Below are 22,062 nucleotides of genomic sequence, written 5' to 3' on the forward strand. Positions count from 1 at the left end.
GAGATTCGTCGTCTCATTTACACGACCAATACAGTCGAAGGCTATCACCGTCAGATACGCAAGGTTACGAAGAACAAGGGCGTATTCCCGTCTGATACAGCCTTGGAGAAACTCGTCTACCTGGCTTACCGTAACATTAGCGAGAAGTGGACTATGCCCCTGGCGAACTGGGCACTTATTTCACAACAAATAGCGATAAAATTTGGAGATAGGTATGAAATTATGTAACTTTGCAGCTAGAAAGGCTCCTCATCTGGAAAACACGATTAAAAATCGTGTCCCCCATCTGAGGTTAATATAATAAGGGAAATGGCCTTGACACAGTTCAACTTACACTACCGTAAAATATCGTATTCTTATGCTATGTTTTTATGTAAAATATCGCGTTTTACGTTTTTTCTTCGTATCTTTGCACCCAAAATATCATCGTTATGGTTGACAGAGAATCCTCGACCGATGGCCGAGGATTCTTCTTTGAAACGTCTAAAACATCTTATGCGTTTTTAAGCGTTACTCCACATATGACAGGATCAGATCGGCGATCTGTTCTTCGGTCTTGCCTGCGGCATTGAAGACGAGGTCGTAGTTACGGGTGTCGTAGCGCGTGGTACCTGTGAAGCGCTTCACATAGTTCTCGCGCATCTTATCCACCTTCTCGATGATCTTACGGGCCTCTTCCTCTGAGATATGCTGTTTGGCGACGACACGTGCCACACGGAAAGATAGCGGTGCCTGAATGAGGACGCTCAAATGGTTAGGATGGTTGCGGAACAGAAAGAATCCGCAACGGCCTGCAATAACACACGACTCTTCAGCTGCAATCTCATGCAGGATCTCGGTCTCTGCCTTAAACACGTTTTCAGTGGTCAGCACATTGGGCTCCTTACCGTATTTTGCAATACAGAATCTGCTATCGACCAATCCATTACCGATATCAGCTACGCGCTTGAAGTCTTCCCACCATCTGGTCTTGCGGCCCTTCAGCTTCTCTATTTCATCGGCTGTGAGGTTATACTTCTCTTTCAATGCCTTTATCAGGGCCTTGTCGTAGAAGCTAACGCCCAGTTTCTTGGCTAAGATCTCGCCAACGGTGCGACCGCCACTGCCTAACTCACGATTAATCGTAATGACAAATTGCTCATTCTTATTCATAAGTACCCAAATTCCGCAGCACTTTAATTAAACTTTCTTTATACCATGTCAGATTTTTCACTTACCTTAGTGCTGCAAATCAAGACAAGCAAAATCATCAATGACATATAGGCTATTGCATTTTCTTGGAAATGTGGTGGGTTCCTGCTGTGAATATCTTGGATTCACTCTCGCCTGGCATGGTAACGGAGGCTGTGCAACCCTCTGGAATGGTGAACTCCCATATCCATAGATCGCCTTGGTATTTCCAACAACTCTTAATTGTTCCGGCAGCTGAGGGATATTCTGCCTGGATGAAACCTAACCGCCTGTCGGGGAGTGGCTTCATGATGATATGTTTGAAACCAGGTTTGGAAATATCAGCGGAAATACCCGCAACAGTCTCCCAGAGCCACTGACAAACACAACCGTATGCATAATGGTTGAAACTGTTCATGCCGTTGGGGCCCAGACCTTTGTCTTTCATATAGCTGTTCCAGCGCTCCCAGATGGTGGTGGCACCATTGTCGATAGAGTATATCCAACTTGGGTTCTTCCTCTGGAATAGCAGTTCGTAGGCGATGTCTGCCATGCCATTGTCGGTGAGTGTTTGCATCAGGATGGAGGTGCCCAGGAAGCCTGTCTGCAGACAGTTGTCATGGGATGCGAAGTTCTGGCGCAGTCGGACTGCCATGTTCTCTTTGGCTACACCCTCCACAAGACCGTTCTTCAGTGCGAAGAGAGCTGGGGTCTGCATGGTGTTTAGAATGGGGGTCTTGAAGGTGCCGTCGCTGTTGAGGAAGTTGTCCTTTAGGTAGGCTTTGGCTGTTTCAGCCATTTCCTGGTATTTCGAGCCGTCTCGCCCTGTTGCCTTTGCCATGTCGCGCATCATTTCTGCATCGATTTGCCAGTAGCAGGCACTGAGGTAGTTCCAGTAAGTAACGGCATCAGGCTTGCGTTTCCCGTTGTCGTCAAAGGCCAGATTCGAACAAGTCTCCAATGGCTCGTAGCTCAGCCAGTCTGCCCACTGGTAGTGGTCATTCTCCTTGATGAGTGTCATGTGGTCGTACTTGGTCTCGTTGACGTGCTGCATGAAACGGTTCATGGCCTCCCAATTCTCATCAATGATAGTCGGGTCGTCGAACTGTTTCCAGATAGTCCAAGGCACGATAATACCAGCATCAGCCCAACCCAGGCGCATCAGTTCTGCACCATATTGGGCTGCGGGTGACACGCCAGGAAATGCTCCCGTCTCGCCTTGGGAGTCACGCACGTCTCGCATCCACTTATGGAAGAAACGGTCTGTATTTGCGAAGAAAGTGCCAGTCTCTGCAAAAACCTGTGTGTCGGCCATCCATCCGAGACGCTCGTCGCGCTGTGGACAGTCTGTCGGTACGGAGAGATAGTTGGAGCGCTGTCCCCAGATAGTATTGGATATGAGCTTGTTGATAAGTTCGTGGCCTGTTGTGATCTTGCCTGTTTCCATCGACTGGGCAATAGATGTGATAGGAATCGACTCGATAGTCTTGAAAGTTACATCGTCAGTAGCTGTAACAGAAATGAATCGATAGCCGAAGAAGGTGCAGTGTGGATAGTAGGTTTCAAAATCGGGCTTGCCGCTAAAGGTATAGTCCATCCTCATGCAGCTCTCTTGAAAACGGAGATTACGGCGGTGAACACTGCCTTCAGGACCGTCCATGCCCCTGCGCTCTGCTCCGTTTCCATCATTGAGAATCTCGCCTGGCAAGCAACTGAGCACGGTTCCTGATTTGGCTTTGAACACAAAATAGGGCACTCCGGAGCAGTTTTGCCCAAAGTCCACGACAAGGGACTCACCTTTCTTCAGTGTGATGGCCTGACCGCTGGCATATTGTTGCTTGATGATCACTGTGCCATGCTCTATGTCTTGTTTCTTCTCTGCCTGCCTGGCTCCTGTCACCCCTTCCCAGATGTAGGACTTGACGGGGTGGAGAGTTAGGTCTTTGCGCAGATAAACTTCAGCTCCTTCAGAAGGCAGTATCTCACCATTAAATTCCCTGTTTATCTCAGGCTTTGAAAGTTTCTCGGGTGTGTCATAGCCTGGCTGTACACGGGCATCGTATTCCTCACCGTCGAAAATGCCTGCATGCTTCACTGGTCCTGCGATGCCAGCTTTCCATGTCTCACAGTTGGTGCCATAGTTTTTTTTCGTTCCATCGGCGAAAGTCAGTTCCAGAACACAGCGGAAAGCGCATTTCTTTCCTTGCATTCCTTCCATATCTCCGGGAGTGACGATTTTGTCGGCCCACCAGCCTGGCGTTACCTGTGCCGACAGTGTATTCTTTTTTCCTTTCTCTTTGGTGAAGGCATCGGTAATGTCGTAGGTAAAGCTTCGCTTGGTCTTGGCATAATGGGTAAAGCCTGGCTTAAGTATTTCCTGTCCTACAGGCTGACCGTTCAGGTAGAGTTCATACACTCCCAGTCCGGCTGTCATCCATTTGGCAGAAGTCACAGTTTGTTCATTCCTGATGTTGGTCACGAACCAATTTGCTCCGTCAGCCGCACGTCGAATCTGGCCTGCACGCCCCTTGGCAACTGGAGCATCTGCTGCAGATATCCATTCCGAACAATCCCATGATTGGGTGTCTAGTGCAGTCACTTTCTGTCCTACGTTGTTTGTTTGTCCACAGGTAATGCCAGATATAGTCAGCAGACCTGCAATTAGCCAGAATTTGAATCTTCTCATCATCCTTTTTAATAAATCATTAATGACATGGCAAAGGTACAACAAAAATCTGAGAAAATCAGCGCTTTTGGCGGAATATTTTTCGTTTTGGACAGATTTGACTCTATTCTCTTACCTTTGCACCAGATTATAGATTATGTTCTAAATGTCCGATGTTAAACATCGTATAAGTTTAGGACATGCGGTCATGATTTTGTAGTTTTGCTAGGGATTGTGGCCGAGTGCACAAAAAGAACCGTCCCTTTTGTGTTAAAAACGTGTTCCTGAGTTAAACGTACAATCTTCATTACCTTTGCTTACTGGTTAGAAAGAAAAAGTAAGCAATGATCTGATGAAAGCCGCCCCCTTAGCAACACGCGCTTTCTCTTCGGCAGAAGCTTTTTTCTGCTTTTCCATCTCAGCTACGAACTCGTAAGCATCGTCGCCTTTCAATACTGGTGTAGGTTCAATCGGTTTTGCCATAATCTTACTTATCTAAATATTTCGGGTGCAAAGTTACAACAATCTTTTGAAACTTGCAAGTGTTTTGCAAGAAAAATGCCTCGCACCATATTCCGATGCGAGGCATTTATTATTACACTGCCACACCTGTTCGCATTACGTCGTGGTAGAGTGGCGACTGGCGGTCTTCAGCCATGAGCACTGGCTCGATGAGGAAGCTGACCTCACGGACATCACGCCATAGTTTCTTGGATATTTCGAATTTGCTGTCACCATAAGTGGGTACGATTACAGCCACGTCGATATCGCTGTCAGGGTTGGCATATCCCTTACTGTAGGAACCGAACATCATTACCTTCGGCTCCACATCGAAGCGGGCGCTTATTACTCGCTTGTATTTACGTACGAGCTCTAGGGCCTCGTCGCGGGTAAGTGTTCTTCTATCCATTGTTGCATCTGTTTGGTTTCATCTATGATATGTCGACAGGTCTGCGGTGTGAGCGTGCGGGCGAGTTCCTCTTTGTCTTCGGGGTAGCGTGCCTCGATGTTGTAGTTTGTGATGGTGTCAAGGAAGTCGCGCTGATCATCGTTCATCAGGTCGTATAATCCGCATCCTGTGGCCAGTCGCTGGTGACTGTGCGTGTAAGGTGGGTCTGTGGGCTGTGTGGCACACCAATATGCCTTGAGGGTTTTCTCTATAACCTGGTGGCACATGAAAGCGACATAGAGCCAGCGGCCCGTTTGGTGCATGGCCTCGGCTGTGTCGAGGTCGTAATTGGCTATGTCGAGCCAGTACTGCACTTGTTCGTCTCTTGTCATTTTGGGTAAATGTTGTACCTTATATTTAATATATTCTGCTGCAAAGTTACAACAATCTTTTGAAACTTGCAAGTGTTTTTCAAGAAAAAATGCCTCGCATCATTCTTCCGATGCGAGGCGTTTGCGTTATAGTTGTTATGTGTGATATGATCAGGAGCGCTTGACTCTGTGATCGTCTTGATCGCACTTTAATAAAGATCAAAGACCTTCGCAATCTTTCTAGAACCGCCGATTCGAGAGCCGAGAGGAGCTTCGTCTGAGCGGCTTTTGTCTTCTAATATGTTCCGACGAAATAGAAATTCAGGGTAGGATCGATGGTGTTATTGAGACCATCTTCGCCAAACTGCTGATTGCCGTCTATGGACAAATCACCCTGCGCTCCGCCATTCTCTCTATAGTACATGGTTGATTCACCCCAACCTGCCCATGTGCTCCAACCAAATTCGCCATTCTTGTTTTCGATATGGTCAGCGGCTTGCTGATAGGTATCGCCAGTTTGGTAGAACAAGAGCTTGGCACCTTTTAATGGGGACGTACCTTTTGGAATAATCAATGCCTTGAGCGACGATGCGTTCAGCTTCACTACAGATTGATAGTAAGAACCTGCCGTGAACGAAATGCCAGTCTTGGATTTAATATAGATGTTGCTTCCGGCACCAAAAGCGGTGAATTTGACTTCCTTGCCGCTGATGGCGGGAAGGGCAACGAAAAGCTCGTTTGTTGCAGTCGCTGGTGTAACGATGTAGTCGTACGTATCAATGGAAACGATAAAAGGTTTGACATCGATGGTAGCCGAGCCGTCGGCATTCTTGACGGTGAACTTGAAGATGGCGAACTGGTTGGTGAGCGTCACGTCATCGTTAAGTGAAGCCGTGCCACTGACCTTCAGCGTACCATTACCTTTACGCACGTCATATTTCGCAGCAACGTCATCCAATGTACCGCCGCTCTGAGCGTACAGCAGGTCGGCCTTCACATCCTTCGTATCGAGGTCGACAGCACTGTAAGGAAAGATAACCGTCACGTCCGCACCGTCGGCATCAGTCGTGATAGTACCGGAGATGGTAGCATCGTTACCGCTGACGCTGGCGACCGTCACCTTGTCGATTATGCCGTTATGAATCAATGCTACCTCTTCGTCCACAATCCATGTGGCCGTGAGACCTGAGCCGTTGTCGCTGAGTGCGCGGGTAGTGGCTTTATCTCCGCCCATGCTGATGGTGGCGGTGAAGGGGATGCCCTGAGCCTCGGCGGGCTGCTGGGCGGGGTTCTCGAAGTCGTTGTCGTCGTTGCTGCAAGCGGCAGTCATCAGAGCCAGTGCAGCCATAAAGAATAATTTCGTTGTCTTCATTGTCTTTACGTTTTTAAATTGTTCTACACTGTGATTGCTTATTCATCTTCGAACGGGTCGTAGTTGCTTTTTTCATAATTCTGGCCTTTCAGCCCGCCGTTACTGCCAGCCAGCAGTTGCTGCTGTTGTTTCAACTCGAAGACCTGCATCGAGGGCTTCTCATACTTTTTCTTTGTTGTCATAAGCTAATAGAATTAAATTGTTTATTACTATTGTTTCGTTATATCAAAATTTGACTACAAAGATATATATTTAACTGATAAAACTGTTAGTTTATTTTAACTACCCCCCCCCATTTTTAAGAAACGTTAACTTTGTGGTTTTGTTGTTATCGTGCACGTGTATTGGCGACATTAATACTACAGATTAGAAAAACATGCTGTAGTTACAAATATAGTAGTTACAATTTTCGATAAGCAGAATATTAAAAAAGAGAAAAATAAAACTGGTTGGTTAACTTTACGAAAAATTGGTGCGTTTATATTTGCTCATTTCAGAAATTTGTCGTATCTTTGCACCAGTAAGTTTAACTAAAATTTATACGATTATGAAGCAGAATGAAATGAACAGCCAGAAGGCTCAGGAGTTGACAGAGGAAGAGTTGGAGCAGGTAAACGGCGGTGATGTTACTATCGAAGATATATTGAAATCTACCACTGCTATATTGATGTTTCCGTGAACTCACAGAGGAGTACACCTGATTCATGAAGAATAAGAAAGATGCTCATAGTCTTAGGCATTGACGCGTGGATTACCATCGTGACGCTCGTTGCGGTGATGGCAGCGCTATTGTTTACGCGGCTCAGGTCTGACGTAGTCTTTCTTGGTGCCATCGGCATCTTATTCGTGACAGGTGTGCTGGACACCACTGAAGCCTTTTCCGGCCTTGTCAGTTCGACGGTCATCATTGTGGGTGTCATGTTCGTTGTCGTCACAGGACTGTCCTTCACAGGTGTTCTTCAGTGGATATCGAAACATGTGCTTGGACAGCCCAAGGGAGAGGTCCATGCCCTGCTGCGCCTGATGGTGCCCGTGGCGCTGCTGAGTTCATTTGTGAACAACACTTCCGTCGTGGCGCTCTTTGTAGGAGTTGTCAAACTGTGGTCCAGGAAATTGGGCATCCAACCCTCCAAATTGTTGATTCCATTGAGTTATGCTGCTGGAATGGGCGGCCCTATGGCCGCTATTGCCACGCCGACGGCCTTATTGCTGAGCCACATGTACGAATACAAGTCCGGTCAGCCCCTGAGCATCTTTACATCCACGCTACCAGCGTTGGTCTGTTTGGCTGTTGCCATGTCGGTCATCATCATCTTCCGCAGGCTCTTGCCCGACACCAACAACCCGGAGTCGGCTTTTGAGAATACCGGCGAGTACACCTTGGAAATGCTGGTCCCATCGAACAATCGTCATATTGGCCAGACCGTCGGCGAACTGGGGCTGAACCATGTGCCTGCCGGCAGCCTCATGGAACTGATTCACTTCGACAACGACCGGCTGGTGTTGCCGGTGCGCGAAGAGGAGCCCCTGCTGGGAAGCGACCGCCTCATCTTCTCGGGTCAGATTGACCAACTGCTGGAACTGACTAAGACCTTTCAGTTTGTCATTCCCGACCATACCGTATTCAGCGTCAAAGAGCCAGGTGGCAAACAGTGTTTCAAGACGGCATACATCTGTTTCGGCAGCAACCTGATAGACACCCGAATGGGAGATACTACTTTCGAACGAGACCATGAGATAACGCTGGTTGCCGTATCGCGACGGGGTGAACGCATCAAGGTGCCTCCACGCGATGTCGTCCTGCATGCCGGCGACTCACTGCTCTTTGTCCATCAGTCACACCAGAAGATCAATACGGAAGCTATGAAATTACAGCTGGAGTTCTTTGATTCTCCTGAAATTCCTGTGACTGGTCTGAAACCGCTGGTCTCGACGGTCATTATGATCAGCATGGTACTTTTGGCCACTACCGGCATCATGTCGCTGTTGCAGAGTGCCTTCCTCGCCGCCGGTGCCATGCTGGTGTTTGGGTGCTGTACGCCAACGCAGGCCATGAACGCCATCAAATGGAACATCCTGATATCCCTGGGAGGAGGTATTGCATTGGGTACGGCCCTTCTGAAGACAGGTCTGGCCGATCAGATGGCGACGGGTGTCCTTCATTTGTGCGGCGGCCAGCCTCTCCTGGTGATGATTGCTCTTTGTCTGTTGGCAGCAATCGTCACTGAGTTCATTTCCAATTCGGCAACCATCGCCTTGATGTTTCCCATCATCTATGAAGCTGCTGTGAACATGGGCTGCGACCCACTTCCGTTTTCCCTCGCACTCTTGCTGGCGGTGAATGCAGCCTTCCTGACTCCCATCAGCACACCCCTCAACCTGCTGGTCTACGGTCCGGGCGGTTACAGCGCCACGGACTACCTGCGCATCGGACTCCCCGTGAAGCTGGCCTATCTGGCAATTTCCATCATCGTCATCTGTCTTATTTATGGTATATAAAACAAGTGACGTTACCGAAATGTTGTGCCAATTTTACAAAACTTGTTTTTTTGCTTTGCCGATTACGGATTATTTCTTATCTTTGCCGCAGAAATCAAACAGAACAATAATATTTTAAACTTATACCACTATGGCAGAAAACAAAATCAAAAAGCAGGAAGAGCAACTCAACGAACAACAGCTCGATGATGTAACTGGCGGAAGAAATAGAAATACTGGACAAGAAGATGAAGAAGGTTTGGACCCAGGTGCTCACTATAGAGAGAGGCGGTCATTTTTTCAAACAACTTGAACGTTATCTATAGGGGAATCCAGAGCCAGAAGGTGGAGCCGTGGCCTTCGCCATCGGAAATCAAACCTATGTCGCCATGACTGGCGTCGGCAAAGGCCTTGCAGATAGACAGACCGAGACCTGTGCCCTGAACAAAGTCGTTGACCTTGAAGAAACGCTCAAAAATCTTGTCCTGGGCCTCAACAGGGATGCCTGAGCCGGTATCCTCGCAGTAAACGTAAAGACCATCATGTTGCTGCCCGTCGACTGTGCGGGCCTCGCTACGATAACCCAGCTTGATGTGGCCCTGAGTGGTGTACTTAACGGCATTGGTAACAAAGTTGATGATGACCTGCGATACGCGGTCGGCATCGACATTGATGGGGAACGAGGGGTAGGGGTTGTCGCTGATAAACTCGACGCCTATCTCCTGCACACGGGGGCGAAGCGACTCGAACAGCTCGTTGAAGGTGCGAGAGAAGTCGACATCAACAGGTTTGATTTTCATGCTGCCACTCTCGAGCGATGATGCCGTGAGGATATCGTCGACCAGACGTAACAGCATGTCGCAGTTGTTCTTGATAATCTTGATGACTTCGTTGCGGTCGTCGGAAGGCGGAAGCGATGAGAGCAGCTCGGCAAAGCCCACGATGGCATTGATGGGGGTGCGTATCTCGTGGGTCATATTGGCCAGGAACAGAGTCTTAAGCTGGCCCGACTCCTGAGCTCGCTGGGTTTCGCGGCGCAGCAGGTCTTGCTTATGCATCACATCGTTGATGTTGCGCCATACACCAAAGGCGCCCAACAGGCGGCCCTCGTCGTCGAACTCGGGGATGCAGTTGATATGCACCCACTGCAATTCGGTGGTGCTCTGGGTTACTACCGGATGCATCTGACCCACATACACAATAGGATGGCTAAGCGTCTGGCTGAGCGTAGAAAGCCCAAGCGACTTCACGAACTCGTTCTCCTGGTCAACAAAGATCTTCTGCATCTGCTTAAGATTAAACGAGCGCACCACGGTGTTAAGGCCGCTGTAGAATTCAATCACATCGCGGTCGAGACTGATGCGGAAGGCCTGCATCTGGCAGAACTGCATCAGAATGCCCAGTTCGTATTCGTAGGTTCTGATGGCATTGCTGATGCGCTGCATATCTACATCGTTCTGCCGCACACTGAGATACATGTTGCGCTCTTCGGTCACATCGCTGGCTGTAACCGAGATATACAGCAGCTTGCCGTCGGCATTGTAGATAGGGTGAACGCTGATTTCGAGATAGACGTGCATGTTGCGCTCGGGAATAATGCTGAGCGAGCATGCCCAGTAATCTTCGGGGTGGTAGCGATTAAGCACCTCGTTGAACGGCGATATATCGAAAAGATTGATCTTTGAGAAGAACTCATCGTTATTGTCGCTATCAAAGTTACATATCTTGCGCATGATGCGGTTGGCATCTACAAGCCATCCGTCGGGTGTATAGAACGACTGGCCGATAACAGAGTTCTCGAATATGCTGTGGTAACGCTCGGATATCCTCTTGATTCTGTTCTCCTTGCGAATGGTCTCGGTCTCGTCGGTCAGCGTAGAGAAGATGTTGATGGGCTTGCCATCTTCGTATTCGGCTATGGCATAACCGTACATATCGTGCCAGTCGGGGGTGTCGCCATCCCTATTGAAGTTCCAGCGGAAACGGCACTCGTCTTCCTTCGCAGTGCCATTGATAAGGCGCTGAAACAACTGGCGGAATGCGTCGAGGTCGTCGGGATGTACATAGGTGAAGCACTCCTCGAGGCCTACATTGGTTTTGAACATAGCCTCACCATGAATGTCGTACACGCGGTCGTGCACCAAGTCGAGGCACATAACGTGGCTACCACTGATGTCGAGGGCCATCTGCATGACCTGCTGCTCGTCGAATATCTTATTGTCTTCCATCATTATCTCTTTTCTTGTCGATAGTATAAGCTGTGCAAGGTATTGAAACCCAGATGCTGGTACCTTTTCTGAAATTAGACTGAATGTCGATAGTGCCGCCCATCTGCTTTGTCAGCATCTGTGTGATAGGCAGATCGAGGCCTGAACCCACCATGAGGCCCTGGTTGTTACGCGCAAAACGATCGAAGATATGAGGCAGGACTTCGGGAGGAATGCCAGTACCGGTGTCTTCGAGATGGAAGGTGAGCTCGCCGCCGTGATACTCGTAGCTGGTGATGATAGAACCACTGGTGGTTAACATGCACGACAGCTTGCACAGACGTTCGATAATCATCTGCAGGTGGGCGCGGTCTATTTCGACTTCAAGGCATGTATAGGGCTGAATCACCTCGGCCGAAACCTGAGCGTTGACAGACGAAAGGGCACTGCGGCAAATACTCTCGAAGATTGCAGCAAAGTCGGTCTTCTCGTAGGCGTATTCTTCCATATTTGCCTCAAGGCGAGAGATATACAGCACATCGTTAACCAAAAGCAGCAACTCGCCGGTGCTCTGTTTGATCTGCTCGAGGAAGAAGGGTTCGTCGGCCTCATCGTGTTCGGTAGTGAAGAGTCCGGCATATCCTACGATGTTATTAAGCGGCGTACGTATCTCGTAGCTCATATTGGTCAAGAAGGCCTGCTTAACCAGCTCGGTATCCTGCGCCTTCTTGGTCTCTACGGCAAGTTGCTGCTCGGTTTCTACCATATCGGTAATATCACGGAACATGCCGAAATAGCGTTCTACCTCTCCATTGGCATTGAGCATGGGCACCATGTGGAACAGCAGCCATATCTGGCGGCCCTTCTTATCGCGTATCTCAATCTCGATGGCCTGTGTGATACCACGCTTCGTCAAGTGGTCCATACGGTTGAGCAGACTGTTGACGGTACGGCGGAAACGCATAGTGGCCAAGCGTATGCAGCGCAGCTGCGACATGTGGAGCTTGCTGTTGTTGCTGCGGTTGATAATCTCGAAGGTGTAAGAATGAGGGTAGTAGTTCACCAACTGTACACTGCTCACACTGAGGGCGTAGTCGATATTGGCAATATACTGCCTGATATGTTCGGTGCCTTGCTGCAAATTGCGCACACCTTCCTGCAGGCGATGGAACGACTCTACCATCTCGGTGATGTTATGGCCCGCCATATAGATACCTTCGAGCTCGCCATCGTCCTTGCGTATGGGATTAATGGTCGACTCGTAATACATCTTGCCCTTCAGCTGCAGCTCATCCACACGGTACTCAGGACTCTGGAACTTGGCGAAATCGATAATGCTGCCGGTGTTAGAGTTCTCCATCTTGTCGATGGCTATCTGGCTGTAGAAGGGGTTATTCTTGAGCAGAAAACTGCCATCGAGCGCCATGTCGCGGCTGGGAACGTTGAACGACGTACAGGCGCGCTCGTTGATGTCGCGTAGCACACCGTCCTTGTCGTAGTACAGCATGTCGAGCAGCGACGAGTTGAAGATGGTCTGGTAGCGGATAAGCATCTCGTTGACTTTATCCTGACGGCGGCGCTCTTCGGTTATATCATGCTGGATGGTCATGATCAGCGAAGGCTCGCCGTTGGCATCGCGATGGGCCACAGAGATAGACATATTATAGTATCTGCAATCGGCATCATTGTCGGCACGATTGCGTATCATCACCTTGCCCTTTTCCTGTTTACCTTCGCAGACGTCGAAGATAATCTTGCGCATCAGATCGAGATCGTCGCGATGAAAGAACTGAGCAAACTCAGCTGGATTGTATTCACGCTCATATTCGCCCGTATCTGAGAGATAAAAATAATGGCGCGTAGCGGGGTGGAAAAACCAGAGACGTAATTTACTGGTTTTTAGTATCAGCGCTAAACGTGCCTTCTGTTTCATGGTGTCCATTTCTTCTCCCATAGACCTAATTATGCTTCAAATTAGTAGTATTGCGCTGCAAATATAACTAAATAATTCAGAAATAGCAAGATTTTTGTCTATTTTTTCACATAAAAGGCGTGGAGACCTGCATTTTTACATACAAGCCCCCACAGTATGAAAGAATAAATTTGGAAAAATCTAATTACTGAATGCCCTCTTCGCGCAGTTTCTGCTGCCAGCGCCATGCGGTGCGCAGAATCTCTTCGGTTGGGGTTTCGGCCTTCCAGCCAAGTACCTTGTTGGCCTTATCTACATTGCCCCATACCTGCTCGATATCGCCCTCGCGACGTGGAGCGTAGGTCCAGTTAACCTTGACGCCGGTAGCCTTCTCGAAGCCCTCAACAACCTCGAGGGTTGACAGACCCTTACCGGTACCGATGTTGAATACCTCGACAGCCTCGCACTCTGGCTTATCGAGCACGCGCTCCATAGCCTTCACATGGGCCTTGGCCAGATCAACTACATAGATGTAGTCGCGGATACAGGTCTTGTCGGGGGTGTTATAATCGTTACCGAAGATCTTGAGCTGCTCGCGAATGCCCATAGCTGTCTGGGTAACGAAAGGAATGAGGTTCATGGGCACACCGTTAGGCAGCTCGCCGATGAGTGCTGATGGGTGAGCACCAATGGGGTTGAAGTAACGCAGGATGATGCTCTTGATAGGAGCGCCGCTGTGGATGTAATCCTGGATGATCTCCTCGTTAATCTGCTTGGTGTTGCCGTAAGGGCTCATAGCCTTCTGGATAGGAGCATTCTCGGTTACAGGCAGATTCTCAGGGGCTGGCTGGCCGTAAACGGTGCAGCTGCTTGAGAAGATGATACCCTTGACATTGTACTTAGGCATGAGCTCGAGCAGGTTGACAAGCGATGTGAGGTTGTTGCGATAATAGAGCAAAGGCTTCTCAACGCTCTCGCCTACAGCCTTAGATGCTGCAAAGTGGATGATACCCTCGATGTTAGGGTACTTCTTGAACACACCCTCGAGAGCATCGAAGTCGCAGCAGTCTACCTTCTCGAAGGCAGGGCGCTGACCAGTGATCTTCTCGATACCGTCGACAACATTGGCATTAGAGTTTGACAGATTGTCGATGATGACAACTTCGTAGCCTGCTTCCTGCAGTTCTACGGTGGTGTGACTGCCGATAAAACCGGTTCCACCAGTAACAAGGATAGTTTGTTTCATAATGCTTTATTATATTAAAATAGTTGATTTGAATGTTCCTTCCTGATTAAACTCATCCAGACAGAGTGGCTGGCGTGAGAGTGCGAAGAGGGTAGAGCCAGAGCCCGACATAGCCGCATAAGTGGCACCCTGCTGATAGAGGCGATCCTTGACGGCGCCCAGCTCGGGATGAGCAGAGAAGACGCTGTACTCGAAATCGTTGGTAAGCTTATCGGCCCACTGCTCTACGGGCAGTTTCACTACGTCGCGGCAGCACACCTCAGGGCGCTGGGGCTTGATGAGCGCAAAGGCCTCGCGAGTGGGCACGGGGATATCGGGGCGTACCAGAGAGAGATACCATCCTGAGAGGTCGAGATCGATGGGCTGCAGCTTCTCGCCAATGCCCTCGGCATAACAAGGGCGGTTGAGGATGAAGAAAGCGCAGTCGGCTCCCAGACGAGCGGCATAGTCGATCATCTGCTGATCGGTAAGTCCCAACTGGAACATCTGGTTGAGCAGGGTAATCATAAAACCGCAATCGCTGCTGCCGCCGCCCATACCGGCTTGTGTGGGTATGCCCTTAAAGAGGTGGGCATGGATGCGAGGCAGGGTGGGGAAGTCGGCCTTCAACAGGTTGTAGGCACGCACCACCAGGTTGCGCTGTTCGTCGCCATCGATATGGATGTTGGAAACCTTGAGGTCGCAATCCACAGCTGATGGGAACTCAGGGTCCATAGCATACACCTCGAGCGCATCGGTGATGGGCACGGGATAGAAAACCGTCTCGAGGTTATGGTAACCGTCAGGACGTTTCTCTACGACGTTTAGACCGAGATTGATCTTTGCTATTGGCTTTGTTAGCATGGACTTATTTTACTATTTGACAATTTTCTTCTTTCCGTGACCGTGGCCTTTAGAGTGCCAACGTCCGTTACGACGGCTGGTAGGCTTCTTTTCACGTTTCTTGTATTCGGGGGCTTCGCCGAGGCCTTCGGGCAGAGCTATCTTCTCAACTTCCTTGCCCAGAAAGTGCTCGATGCCCTGGAAACGATAGATGTCGGTATCGCTGACGAAGGTGATGGCCTCGCCGTCGCGATCGGCACGGGCTGTACGGCCGATGCGGTGTACGTAGTCCTCGCTGTCGGCTGGCACATCGTAGTTGATGACCAGACGGATATCGTCTATATCAATGCCTCGGGCCACAATGTCGGTGGCTACCAGTACATCGGTCTGTCCAGCCTTGAAGCGATACATGGCTTCGTCGCGCTCGGACTGCGAGAGGTCGGAGTGCATCTGGTCGCAGTTGATGTGCATGGACTTGAGTTTGCGGGTAACCTCTTTTACGCGCTCCTTCTTGCCCGAGAAGATGATGACGCGCTGCAGGTTGCCATTCTTGAAGATGTGCTGGATAATCTTGAGCTTCTGAGGCTCATAGCACACGTAGGCCATCTGGTGAATTTTCTCAGCTGGGCGCGATACGGCTATCTGCACTTCTACAGGATGATGGAGCAGCTGTACGGCAAGCTCGCGTATCTTTTTAGGCATGGTGGCCGAGAACATGATGCGCTGGCAGTTCTTGGGCAGCTGCTGTACTATCTTCATGATGTCGTCGACGAATCCCATGTCGAGCATGCGGTCGGCCTCGTCGAGCACAAAGAAGCTGCATTGCGAGAGGTCGAGGTTGCCCACCTTAAGGTGACTGAGCAATCGGCCCGGTGTGGCAATGAGCACATCGGCACCCATACGCATAGAGCGCAGCTCCTGGTCGTAGCGGTTGCCATCGTTGCCGCCATAAACGGCTACGCTGCTCACATCGTCGAGATAGTAGCCAAAGCCCTGCATGGCTTGGTCAATCTGCTGTGCGAGTTCGCGCGTAGGCGACATGATGACGCAGTTGATGGCATCCTTGGGATAGTCGCCATCGTCGAGTTGTGAAAGAATAGGCAGCAGGTAGGCTGCGGTCTTTCCTGTTCCCGTCTGGGCGATACCCAGCACATCGTAGCCGTCCAGAATCTCAGGAATGCAACGCTCCTGGATGGGCGTCATATCTTCGAAGTGCATGTCGTAAAGCGCATCGAGAATATTATCGTTCAAATATGTTTCTTCGAATGTCATAACTGTCAATTATCAACTATCAATTAGTTGGGGGCTTGTCTGTAACACAAATAAGCTATAAATAAATATAATATGTTAGGTATCCACGCAGCCAACAGGGCTGGTGTATCGGCATTGACGGCAAAGGTGGAGCTGATGGTCTGCAACAAGATGTAGCTGAACGAGAGCGCCAGACCGATGCCAAGATAAAGACCCATGCCGCCCTTACGCTTGCGGCTGGAGAGAGAAACACCGATGATAGTAAGGATGAACGAAGCAAATGAGGTGGCTATTCGCTTGTGATACTCTACTTCGTACTGCACAACATTGGTTGAACCGCGGTCTATCTGCTTGGATATATAGCGGTGAAGCTCGCTAGATGTGAGCGTCTCAGACTGACCGTCGGAATAGATCAGGTCCATAGGCTCCATCTGTACAAGGGTATCGATGACTGCACCCGACTGGATCTCCTCGCGCAGACCTTTCAGGGTACGTATCTTGTAATTCTGTGCCTTCCAGTGATAGCGCGAATCGCTGATAGAATCGTAGCGGATGACTGAGGCCGTCATGTGGCTAACAAGCTTCTTGTTCTCGAATTTATCGAGCGAGAAGCCATAGCCGGTCTGAGTCTGGGCGTCGTACTGCTGCAGATAGGCAATAACACCTGGTGCCACCATGAGCTGCACATTGGTGGCAGAGACTGTCTTCTTGTTGTTCTTATACTTCGACTCGAACTCCATTTTGACCTGATTGCCCTTTGGAATCACAAATCCGCCCAGATAGAAATTGGCTGCAGCAATAAGTGCTGCCGAAATCATATAGGGGCGCAACAGACGCTTAAAGCTGACACCTGCTGCCAGCATGGCTATAATCTCGGAATTGCCCGCCAAGTTGGATGTAAAGAAGATGACGGCAATAAATACGAACAGTGGCGAGAAGAGGTTGGCAAAGTAGGGCACGAAGTTGGCGTAGTAATCGAATACAATAGCCTTGAGCGGTGCACCGTTAGTAGAGAACTTGGCCAGATTCTCGTTGATATCGAATACAATCGAAATAGAAATAATCAGAACGATTGCAAAGATGTAGGTTCCGATGAACTTGGCTATCAGATAGCGGTCAAGACGAGACACGTATCTGAACGGATTGATATAGTTCAGATAGCGCAGGTATTTCAGCCATCGTAAGTATTTAGCTACTTTCATCGTCTTCTGCCTAATTGGTCAATTACACTACGTTTCCACTGAACGAAATCGCCAGCGATGATATGCTGTCGGGCATCGCCTACCAGTCGGAGGTAGAATGCCAGATTATGAATCGATGCTATCTGCATGGCCAGCAGCTCCTGTGCCTTGAACAGATGGTGCAGGTAGGCCTTGGAGTGGATGCGGTCGATATCGCAGCCATCAGGATCGATAGGCGAGAAGTCGTTCTCCCACTTCTTGTTACGCATGTTCATGGTGCCCTCGTAAGTGAAGAGCATGGCGTTACGGCCGTTACGCGTTGGCATGACGCAGTCGAACATGTCGACACCACGCTCAATGGCCTCGAGGATGTTTTGAGGTGTGCCTACGCCCATCAAGTAACGGGGACGGTCCTTAGGCAGGATCTCGTTAACCACCTCGATCATCTCGTACATCACCTCGGTAGGTTCGCCTACGGCCAGACCGCCGATAGAGGCACCACCGCCATCGTTAAGCTTGCCCAGAACGTCGCACACGTGCTTGGCAGCATCCTGGCGCAGGTCCTTATAGGTACAGCCTTGAACAATGGGGAACAGCGTCTGGTTATAGCCGTAGAGAGGCTCGGTCTCGTTGAATCGCTTGACACAGCGCTCCAGCCAACGCTGGGTGAGGCGCAAACTGTTTTCGGCATACTTGTAGTCGCTCTGGCCTGGAGGGCACTCGTCGAACGCCATCATGATATCGGCTCCGATGACACGCTCGGTATCCATCACATTCTCTGGTGTAAAGATGTGGCGCGAACCATCGATATGACTCTGGAACTCGCAACCTTCCTCACGGAGCTTACGGATGCCGGTGAGCGAGAATACCTGGAAACCGCCCGAATCGGTAAGGATGGGGCGATCCCAAGTGTTGAACTTGTGCAGTCCGCCTGCCTGGCGCAGGATGTCGAGACCTGGGCGGAGATAGAGATGATAGGTGTTGCCCAGAATAATCTGAGCCTTGACCTGCTCGCGCAGTTCGCTGAAATGTACACCCTTTACACTACCTACAGTGCCTACAGGCATGAAGATAGGTGTCTGTATCTGGCCGTGGTCGGTGGTTATCAATCCGGCACGGGCGTCGCTGGCTGCATCAGTATGTTGTACTTCGAATGTCATTACTTCTTCTTTTCGTCTTCAGTTTCTTCGGGAATAGTGAAATCAAGAGGATTCTCTACAATCTCATCGGTAAGGGCATAATTCCATACATCCTGCACATTCTCTACATAATGGAATGTGACACCATTGAGGTAAATATCGGGAATCTCGAGGATGTCTTTCTCATTCTCCTGACACATCACAATATCGGTGATGCCTGCACGCTTGGCTGCAAGAATCTTCTCCTTGATACCGCCTACGGGCAGCACCTTTCCACGCAGAGTGATCTCGCCGGTCATAGCGGTGTTCTTGCGAACCTTGCGCTGGGTGAGGGCAGAGGCGATACTGGTGGCGATGGTGATACCTGCCGAAGGACCATCCTTTGGTGTGGCACCCTCGGGCACGTGGATATGAATGTTCCAGTGATCGAAGATGCGATAGTCGATGTTAAGCGTCTCGGCATGGGCCTTGACATACTCGAGTGCAAGGATGGCCGACTCTTTCATTACATCGCCCAGGTTACCGGTGAGTGTGAGCTTAGCGCCCTTGCCCTTAGAAAGTGATGTCTCGATGAAGAGAATCTCACCGCCCACAGAAGTCCACGCAAGACCAGTAACAACACCAGCATAAGAGTTGCCCTGATAGATGTCGCGATAAAAAGGTGGCTTGCCAAGCAGGTCCTCAATCTCGCTCGGGGTAATCTTCTTGTAGGCTTTGGCCTCGTCCAACTGGCGGTTGAACGCAATCTTACGAAGAGCTTTGTTGATCTGCTTTTCGAGCTGACGAACACCGCTCTCACGGGTATAGCGCTCAATAATCATCTCAATGGCAGCCTTATTGAATGTGGGCTTCATACCAGGCTTGTTAAGACCTGTATTCTCGAGCTCACGTGGAATCAAGTGACGCTTTGATATTTCAATCTTTTCCTCTGTAATATAACCACTTACGTCGATAATCTCCATACGGTCGAGTAGGGGGCTAGGGATAGTGCTGAGGTTATTGGCGGTAGCAATAAACAGCACCTTAGACAGGTCGTAATCTACATCGAGATAGTTGTCGTGGAAAGCATTGTTCTGCTCAGGATCGAGCACCTCGAGCAGTGCTGATGCAGGGTCGCCGTTATGTGTATTCTGTGTAACCTTGTCGATCTCGTCGAGAATGAATACTGGGTTGCTGGAACCTGCTTTCTGGATGCTCTTAATGATTCGGCCTGGCATAGCGCCGATATAGGTACGACGGTGACCACGAATCTCGGCCTCGTCGTGAAGTCCACCAAGTGACACACGGACATAATTACGCTTCATGGCTGCAGCAATAGACTTGCCGAGCGAAGTCTTACCAACTCCTGGAGGGCCATAAAGACAAAGGATAGGCGACTTGAGATCGCCACGCAGACCAAGCACGGCCATATACTCAAGAATACGCTCCTTGACCTTCTCCATGCCATAGTGATCTTTGTCGAGAATCTTCTGGGCACGTTTCAGATTCAAATCGTCGTGGGTATATTGGCCCCATGGCAGATTTACCAACGTCTGCAGATATGTGAGCTGTACATTGTACTCAGGACTCTGGGGATTTAAGTTGTCGAGCTTATCACATTCTTTGCGGAAGAAACGATTCATCTCGTACGACCAGTTTTTCTTCATGGCCTTACGAAGAAGTTCGCTCTTCTCGATCGATTCGCCGTTGCCCATCTCAGCCTGCATGTTCTTGATCTGTTGCTGCAGGAAGTAATTGCGCTGCTGCTCGTCGATGTCCTCACGGGTCTTATTGCGAATCTGGACCTTCAATTTCTGCAGATTAATCTCTCGGTTCAATACCTTCATAGTCATGAACAGGCGCTCCTTCACTGTTTCGGCCTCGAGCATCTTCTGCTTCTCCTTATGACTGAAAGGCATGGTGGTACACACGAAATTGAGCATCATAATCGGATTAGAGATGTTCTTGATGGCAAAGCTGGCCTCATCGGGAATCTCTTCGGTTACCGATATGTAATCGTATACTAAGTCGCGTAAATCTGCTAATGCAGTATTAAACTCTCGGTCTTTCTGTTCGGGTTCAATCTCCTCAATAGGGGAGGTTCGACCTTTAAGATAAGGCTCGAAAGATTCGATTTCCTCGAGCTTCATACGGCCAAATCCCTGTACAATAGCAGTAATGTTTCCATTGGGCAACGTAAGAATCTTCATGACTTTGGCATATACACCAACACGATACAGATCGGACATGCTGGGATAGTCGACCTCAGGGTCACGCTGGGAAACAACGCCGATAATATTGCCTTTACGTTCAGCTTTTTCTACTAGTTTCTTGCTTGAAATACGGCCAATTAGGATTGGTGTTACCACGCCAGGAAACAAGACCATATTGCGTAAAGCTAACACTGGTACTTGTTCGGGAGTTTTAACATTCAAAAAATCACTTAAATCTCCTTCGATGTCAGCAATCATCTGGAATGCTGAATTGTTATTCTGATTACTCATTATTCAAACTATTAATTTGGGCTGCAAAGTTACTAATAATAATTAAGAATTAAGAATGATAGGCTGATAATTTACAAATAATTAGTATCTTTGCTGCGATTATGGGAAAAAATAGCTTTCAATTCAAACAATTCACGATCAATCAAGAGCGCTGTGCCATGAAAGTAGGTACAGACGGAACGCTGTTAGGAGCATGGGCAAATGCACCTGAAAGACCATGCAGAATATTGGATATAGGCACCGGTACTGGGCTGCTGGCGCTGATGATGGCGCAACGTTATCCTGAAGCATCTGTTGTGGGTATTGATATTGATAAGGATGCAGCCATGCAGGCTCAGGAGAATGTTGGCGCATCGCCATTTAGTGACAGAATTACAATTATTCATGGTGATGCTACAAAAATTGAGGACAAAGAAGAATTCGATGCCATTGTATGTAATCCGCCTTATTTCGTTGATTCGTTGATTTGTCCCAAAGACCAAAGAACGTTAGCCAGACATACAGTAAGTCTGACGTACGAGCAGTTGATGGGAACTGCATATAAATTATTAAAAAATGATGGTGTATTCTCAATCGTTGTTCCAACAGAGAATAACGACGCTATAGAATCTGCAGCCGCATTTGCCGGATTTTTAATCAGCAGAATCTGTATGATAAAAACAACACCCAATAAACTTCCTAAACGACAACTTATAGAACTGAGAAAGGTCAGAACTGAGGATTTGGATTTTAAAGAAGTCATTCTAGAAGAAGTTCATAATCAGCGCAGCGAATGGTATTTCGAATTAACAAAAGAATTCTATCTTAAATAATTTACAATGAGAGTAGTACTAACAAATACTACCTTATATATCCTATTTATCATAATGCCAATTC

General features: G+C 49.0%; 20 protein-coding genes. 5 read left to right on the plus strand and 15 right to left on the minus strand.

All coding sequences use genetic code 11. The features are described 5' to 3' along the window. The coding region (locus BUB86_RS08015; protein WP_139261521.1) for a transposase at positions 1–228 on the plus strand (228 nt) is incomplete at its 5' end. A 282-nt stretch (positions 229–510) separates the two neighbouring features. Here the strand turns inward: BUB86_RS08015 and BUB86_RS08020 are convergent. The 7 genes from BUB86_RS08020 to BUB86_RS17610 all read right to left on the minus strand — a co-directional run bounded on the left by BUB86_RS08020 (position 511) and on the right by BUB86_RS17610 (position 6,649). After that, positions 511–1,152: an AAA family ATPase gene (locus BUB86_RS08020; RefSeq protein ID WP_073208110.1), complete on the minus strand. Its 642-nt coding sequence runs from the start codon at positions 1,150–1,152 to the stop codon at positions 511–513. Between the two features lie 112 nt (positions 1,153–1,264). Then, entirely contained in the window at positions 1,265–3,859 is a 2,595-nt protein-coding gene (locus tag BUB86_RS08025; RefSeq protein ID WP_410543934.1) for a family 78 glycoside hydrolase catalytic domain, read from the minus strand. 300 nt (positions 3,860–4,159) lie between these two features. Beyond that, the gene (locus BUB86_RS17605; protein WP_175549445.1) at positions 4,160–4,318 is read right to left on the minus strand and encodes a hypothetical protein; all 159 of its coding nucleotides are present in this window, start codon (positions 4,316–4,318) and stop codon (positions 4,160–4,162) included. 112 nt (positions 4,319–4,430) lie between these two features. Next, a complete protein-coding gene (locus BUB86_RS08030; protein WP_073208114.1) occupies positions 4,431–4,745 on the minus strand; it encodes a nucleotidyltransferase family protein in 315 nt (104 codons plus the stop codon). Beyond that, complete coding sequence (locus tag BUB86_RS08035) at positions 4,709–5,116, minus strand: HEPN domain-containing protein (RefSeq protein WP_073208118.1); 408 nt, start codon at positions 5,114–5,116, stop codon at positions 4,709–4,711. Before BUB86_RS08035 ends, BUB86_RS08030 begins: the two co-directional genes overlap by 37 nt. A 274-nt stretch (positions 5,117–5,390) precedes the next feature. Beyond that, the gene (locus tag BUB86_RS08040; protein ID WP_073208121.1) at positions 5,391–6,467 is read right to left on the minus strand and encodes a hypothetical protein; all 1,077 of its coding nucleotides are present in this window, start codon (positions 6,465–6,467) and stop codon (positions 5,391–5,393) included. A gap of 38 nt (positions 6,468–6,505) precedes the next feature. Further along, a complete protein-coding gene (locus BUB86_RS17610; RefSeq protein WP_175549446.1) occupies positions 6,506–6,649 on the minus strand; it encodes a hypothetical protein in 144 nt (47 codons plus the stop codon). A 365-nt stretch (positions 6,650–7,014) separates the two neighbouring features. Between BUB86_RS17610 and BUB86_RS17200 the strand changes: the two genes are divergently transcribed. From BUB86_RS17200 to BUB86_RS17615, 3 genes are all read left to right on the plus strand, one after another. Then, on the plus strand, positions 7,015–7,146 hold the full coding sequence (locus BUB86_RS17200; protein ID WP_139261522.1) for a class IIb bacteriocin, lactobin A/cerein 7B family: 132 nt from the start codon (positions 7,015–7,017) through the stop codon (positions 7,144–7,146). 41 nt (positions 7,147–7,187) lie between these two features. Beyond that, positions 7,188–8,966: an SLC13 family permease gene (locus tag BUB86_RS08045; protein ID WP_081373161.1), complete on the plus strand. Its 1,779-nt coding sequence runs from the start codon at positions 7,188–7,190 to the stop codon at positions 8,964–8,966. A gap of 130 nt (positions 8,967–9,096) precedes the next feature. After that, on the plus strand, positions 9,097–9,258 hold the full coding sequence (locus BUB86_RS17615; RefSeq protein ID WP_175549447.1) for a hypothetical protein: 162 nt from the start codon (positions 9,097–9,099) through the stop codon (positions 9,256–9,258). Between the two features lie 7 nt (positions 9,259–9,265). Here BUB86_RS17615 and BUB86_RS08050 read toward each other — a convergent pair whose 3' ends face one another. From BUB86_RS08050 to lon, 8 genes are all read right to left on the minus strand, one after another. Next, complete coding sequence (locus tag BUB86_RS08050) at positions 9,266–11,176, minus strand: PAS domain-containing sensor histidine kinase (protein ID WP_073208129.1); 1,911 nt, start codon at positions 11,174–11,176, stop codon at positions 9,266–9,268. After that, on the minus strand, positions 11,160–13,106 hold the full coding sequence (locus BUB86_RS08055) for a PAS domain-containing sensor histidine kinase (RefSeq protein ID WP_081373162.1): 1,947 nt from the start codon (positions 13,104–13,106) through the stop codon (positions 11,160–11,162). The genes BUB86_RS08050 and BUB86_RS08055 overlap by 17 nt, the downstream gene beginning before the upstream one ends. 163 nt (positions 13,107–13,269) lie before the next feature. After that, the gene (galE, locus tag BUB86_RS08060; protein WP_073208134.1) at positions 13,270–14,310 is read right to left on the minus strand and encodes a UDP-glucose 4-epimerase GalE; all 1,041 of its coding nucleotides are present in this window, start codon (positions 14,308–14,310) and stop codon (positions 13,270–13,272) included. 9 nt (positions 14,311–14,319) lie between these two features. Continuing rightward, a complete protein-coding gene (ispE, locus tag BUB86_RS08065; protein WP_073208137.1) occupies positions 14,320–15,153 on the minus strand; it encodes a 4-(cytidine 5'-diphospho)-2-C-methyl-D-erythritol kinase in 834 nt (277 codons plus the stop codon). A 12-nt stretch (positions 15,154–15,165) separates the two neighbouring features. Further along, entirely contained in the window at positions 15,166–16,404 is a 1,239-nt protein-coding gene (locus BUB86_RS08070; RefSeq protein WP_081373163.1) for a DEAD/DEAH box helicase, read from the minus strand. Positions 16,405–16,427: 23 nt separating this feature from the next. Then, the gene (locus BUB86_RS08075; RefSeq protein WP_073208140.1) at positions 16,428–17,585 is read right to left on the minus strand and encodes an LptF/LptG family permease; all 1,158 of its coding nucleotides are present in this window, start codon (positions 17,583–17,585) and stop codon (positions 16,428–16,430) included. Then, positions 17,582–18,724, minus strand: a complete 1,143-nt coding sequence (gene tgt, locus BUB86_RS08080) for a tRNA guanosine(34) transglycosylase Tgt (protein ID WP_073208143.1) — start codon at positions 18,722–18,724, stop codon at positions 17,582–17,584. The genes BUB86_RS08075 and tgt overlap by 4 nt, the downstream gene beginning before the upstream one ends. Then, positions 18,724–21,186: an endopeptidase La gene (gene lon, locus BUB86_RS08085; protein ID WP_073208147.1), complete on the minus strand. Its 2,463-nt coding sequence runs from the start codon at positions 21,184–21,186 to the stop codon at positions 18,724–18,726. Before lon ends, tgt begins: the two co-directional genes overlap by 1 nt. A gap of 98 nt (positions 21,187–21,284) precedes the next feature. Between lon and BUB86_RS08090 the strand changes: the two genes are divergently transcribed. Then, positions 21,285–21,998 carry a tRNA1(Val) (adenine(37)-N6)-methyltransferase gene (locus tag BUB86_RS08090; protein WP_262503385.1) on the plus strand — a complete coding sequence of 238 codons (714 nt, stop codon included), beginning with the start codon at positions 21,285–21,287 and terminating at the stop codon, positions 21,996–21,998. Positions 21,999–22,062 lie beyond the last annotated feature (64 nt).

Source organism: Xylanibacter ruminicola, assembly GCF_900142525.1.
GTDB classification, from domain to species: Bacteria; Bacteroidota; Bacteroidia; order Bacteroidales; family Bacteroidaceae; genus Prevotella; species Prevotella ruminicola_A.

Bases quoted from the DNA above. Each gene is read 5' to 3' on its own strand.
- BUB86_RS17605 (WP_175549445.1), bottom strand. From the start codon at position 4,318: ATGGCAAAACCGATTGAACCTACACCAGTATTGAAAGGCGACGATGCT.
- BUB86_RS08035 (WP_073208118.1), bottom strand. From the start codon at position 5,116: ATGACAAGAGACGAACAAGTGCAGTACTGGCTCGACATAGCCAATTAC.
- BUB86_RS08055 (WP_081373162.1), bottom strand. From the start codon at position 13,106: ATGGGAGAAGAAATGGACACCATGAAACAGAAGGCACGTTTAGCGCTG.
- tgt (WP_073208143.1), bottom strand. From the start codon at position 18,724: ATGACATTCGAAGTACAACATACTGATGCAGCCAGCGACGCCCGTGCC.
- BUB86_RS08040 (WP_073208121.1), bottom strand. From the start codon at position 6,467: ATGAAGACAACGAAATTATTCTTTATGGCTGCACTGGCTCTGATGACT.
- BUB86_RS08045 (WP_081373161.1), top strand. From the start codon at position 7,188: ATGCTCATAGTCTTAGGCATTGACGCGTGGATTACCATCGTGACGCTC.
- BUB86_RS17610 (WP_175549446.1), bottom strand. From the start codon at position 6,649: ATGACAACAAAGAAAAAGTATGAGAAGCCCTCGATGCAGGTCTTCGAG.
- BUB86_RS08070 (WP_081373163.1), bottom strand. From the start codon at position 16,404: ATGACATTCGAAGAAACATATTTGAACGATAATATTCTCGATGCGCTT.
- BUB86_RS17200 (WP_139261522.1), top strand. From the start codon at position 7,015: ATGAAGCAGAATGAAATGAACAGCCAGAAGGCTCAGGAGTTGACAGAG.
- BUB86_RS08030 (WP_073208114.1), bottom strand. From the start codon at position 4,745: ATGGATAGAAGAACACTTACCCGCGACGAGGCCCTAGAGCTCGTACGT.
- ispE (WP_073208137.1), bottom strand. From the start codon at position 15,153: ATGCTAACAAAGCCAATAGCAAAGATCAATCTCGGTCTAAACGTCGTA.
- BUB86_RS08050 (WP_073208129.1), bottom strand. From the start codon at position 11,176: ATGATGGAAGACAATAAGATATTCGACGAGCAGCAGGTCATGCAGATG.
- BUB86_RS17615 (WP_175549447.1), top strand. From the start codon at position 9,097: ATGGCAGAAAACAAAATCAAAAAGCAGGAAGAGCAACTCAACGAACAA.
- BUB86_RS08025 (WP_410543934.1), bottom strand. From the start codon at position 3,859: ATGATGAGAAGATTCAAATTCTGGCTAATTGCAGGTCTGCTGACTATA.
- BUB86_RS08020 (WP_073208110.1), bottom strand. From the start codon at position 1,152: ATGAATAAGAATGAGCAATTTGTCATTACGATTAATCGTGAGTTAGGC.
- BUB86_RS08075 (WP_073208140.1), bottom strand. From the start codon at position 17,585: ATGAAAGTAGCTAAATACTTACGATGGCTGAAATACCTGCGCTATCTG.
- lon (WP_073208147.1), bottom strand. From the start codon at position 21,186: ATGAGTAATCAGAATAACAATTCAGCATTCCAGATGATTGCTGACATC.
- galE (WP_073208134.1), bottom strand. From the start codon at position 14,310: ATGAAACAAACTATCCTTGTTACTGGTGGAACCGGTTTTATCGGCAGT.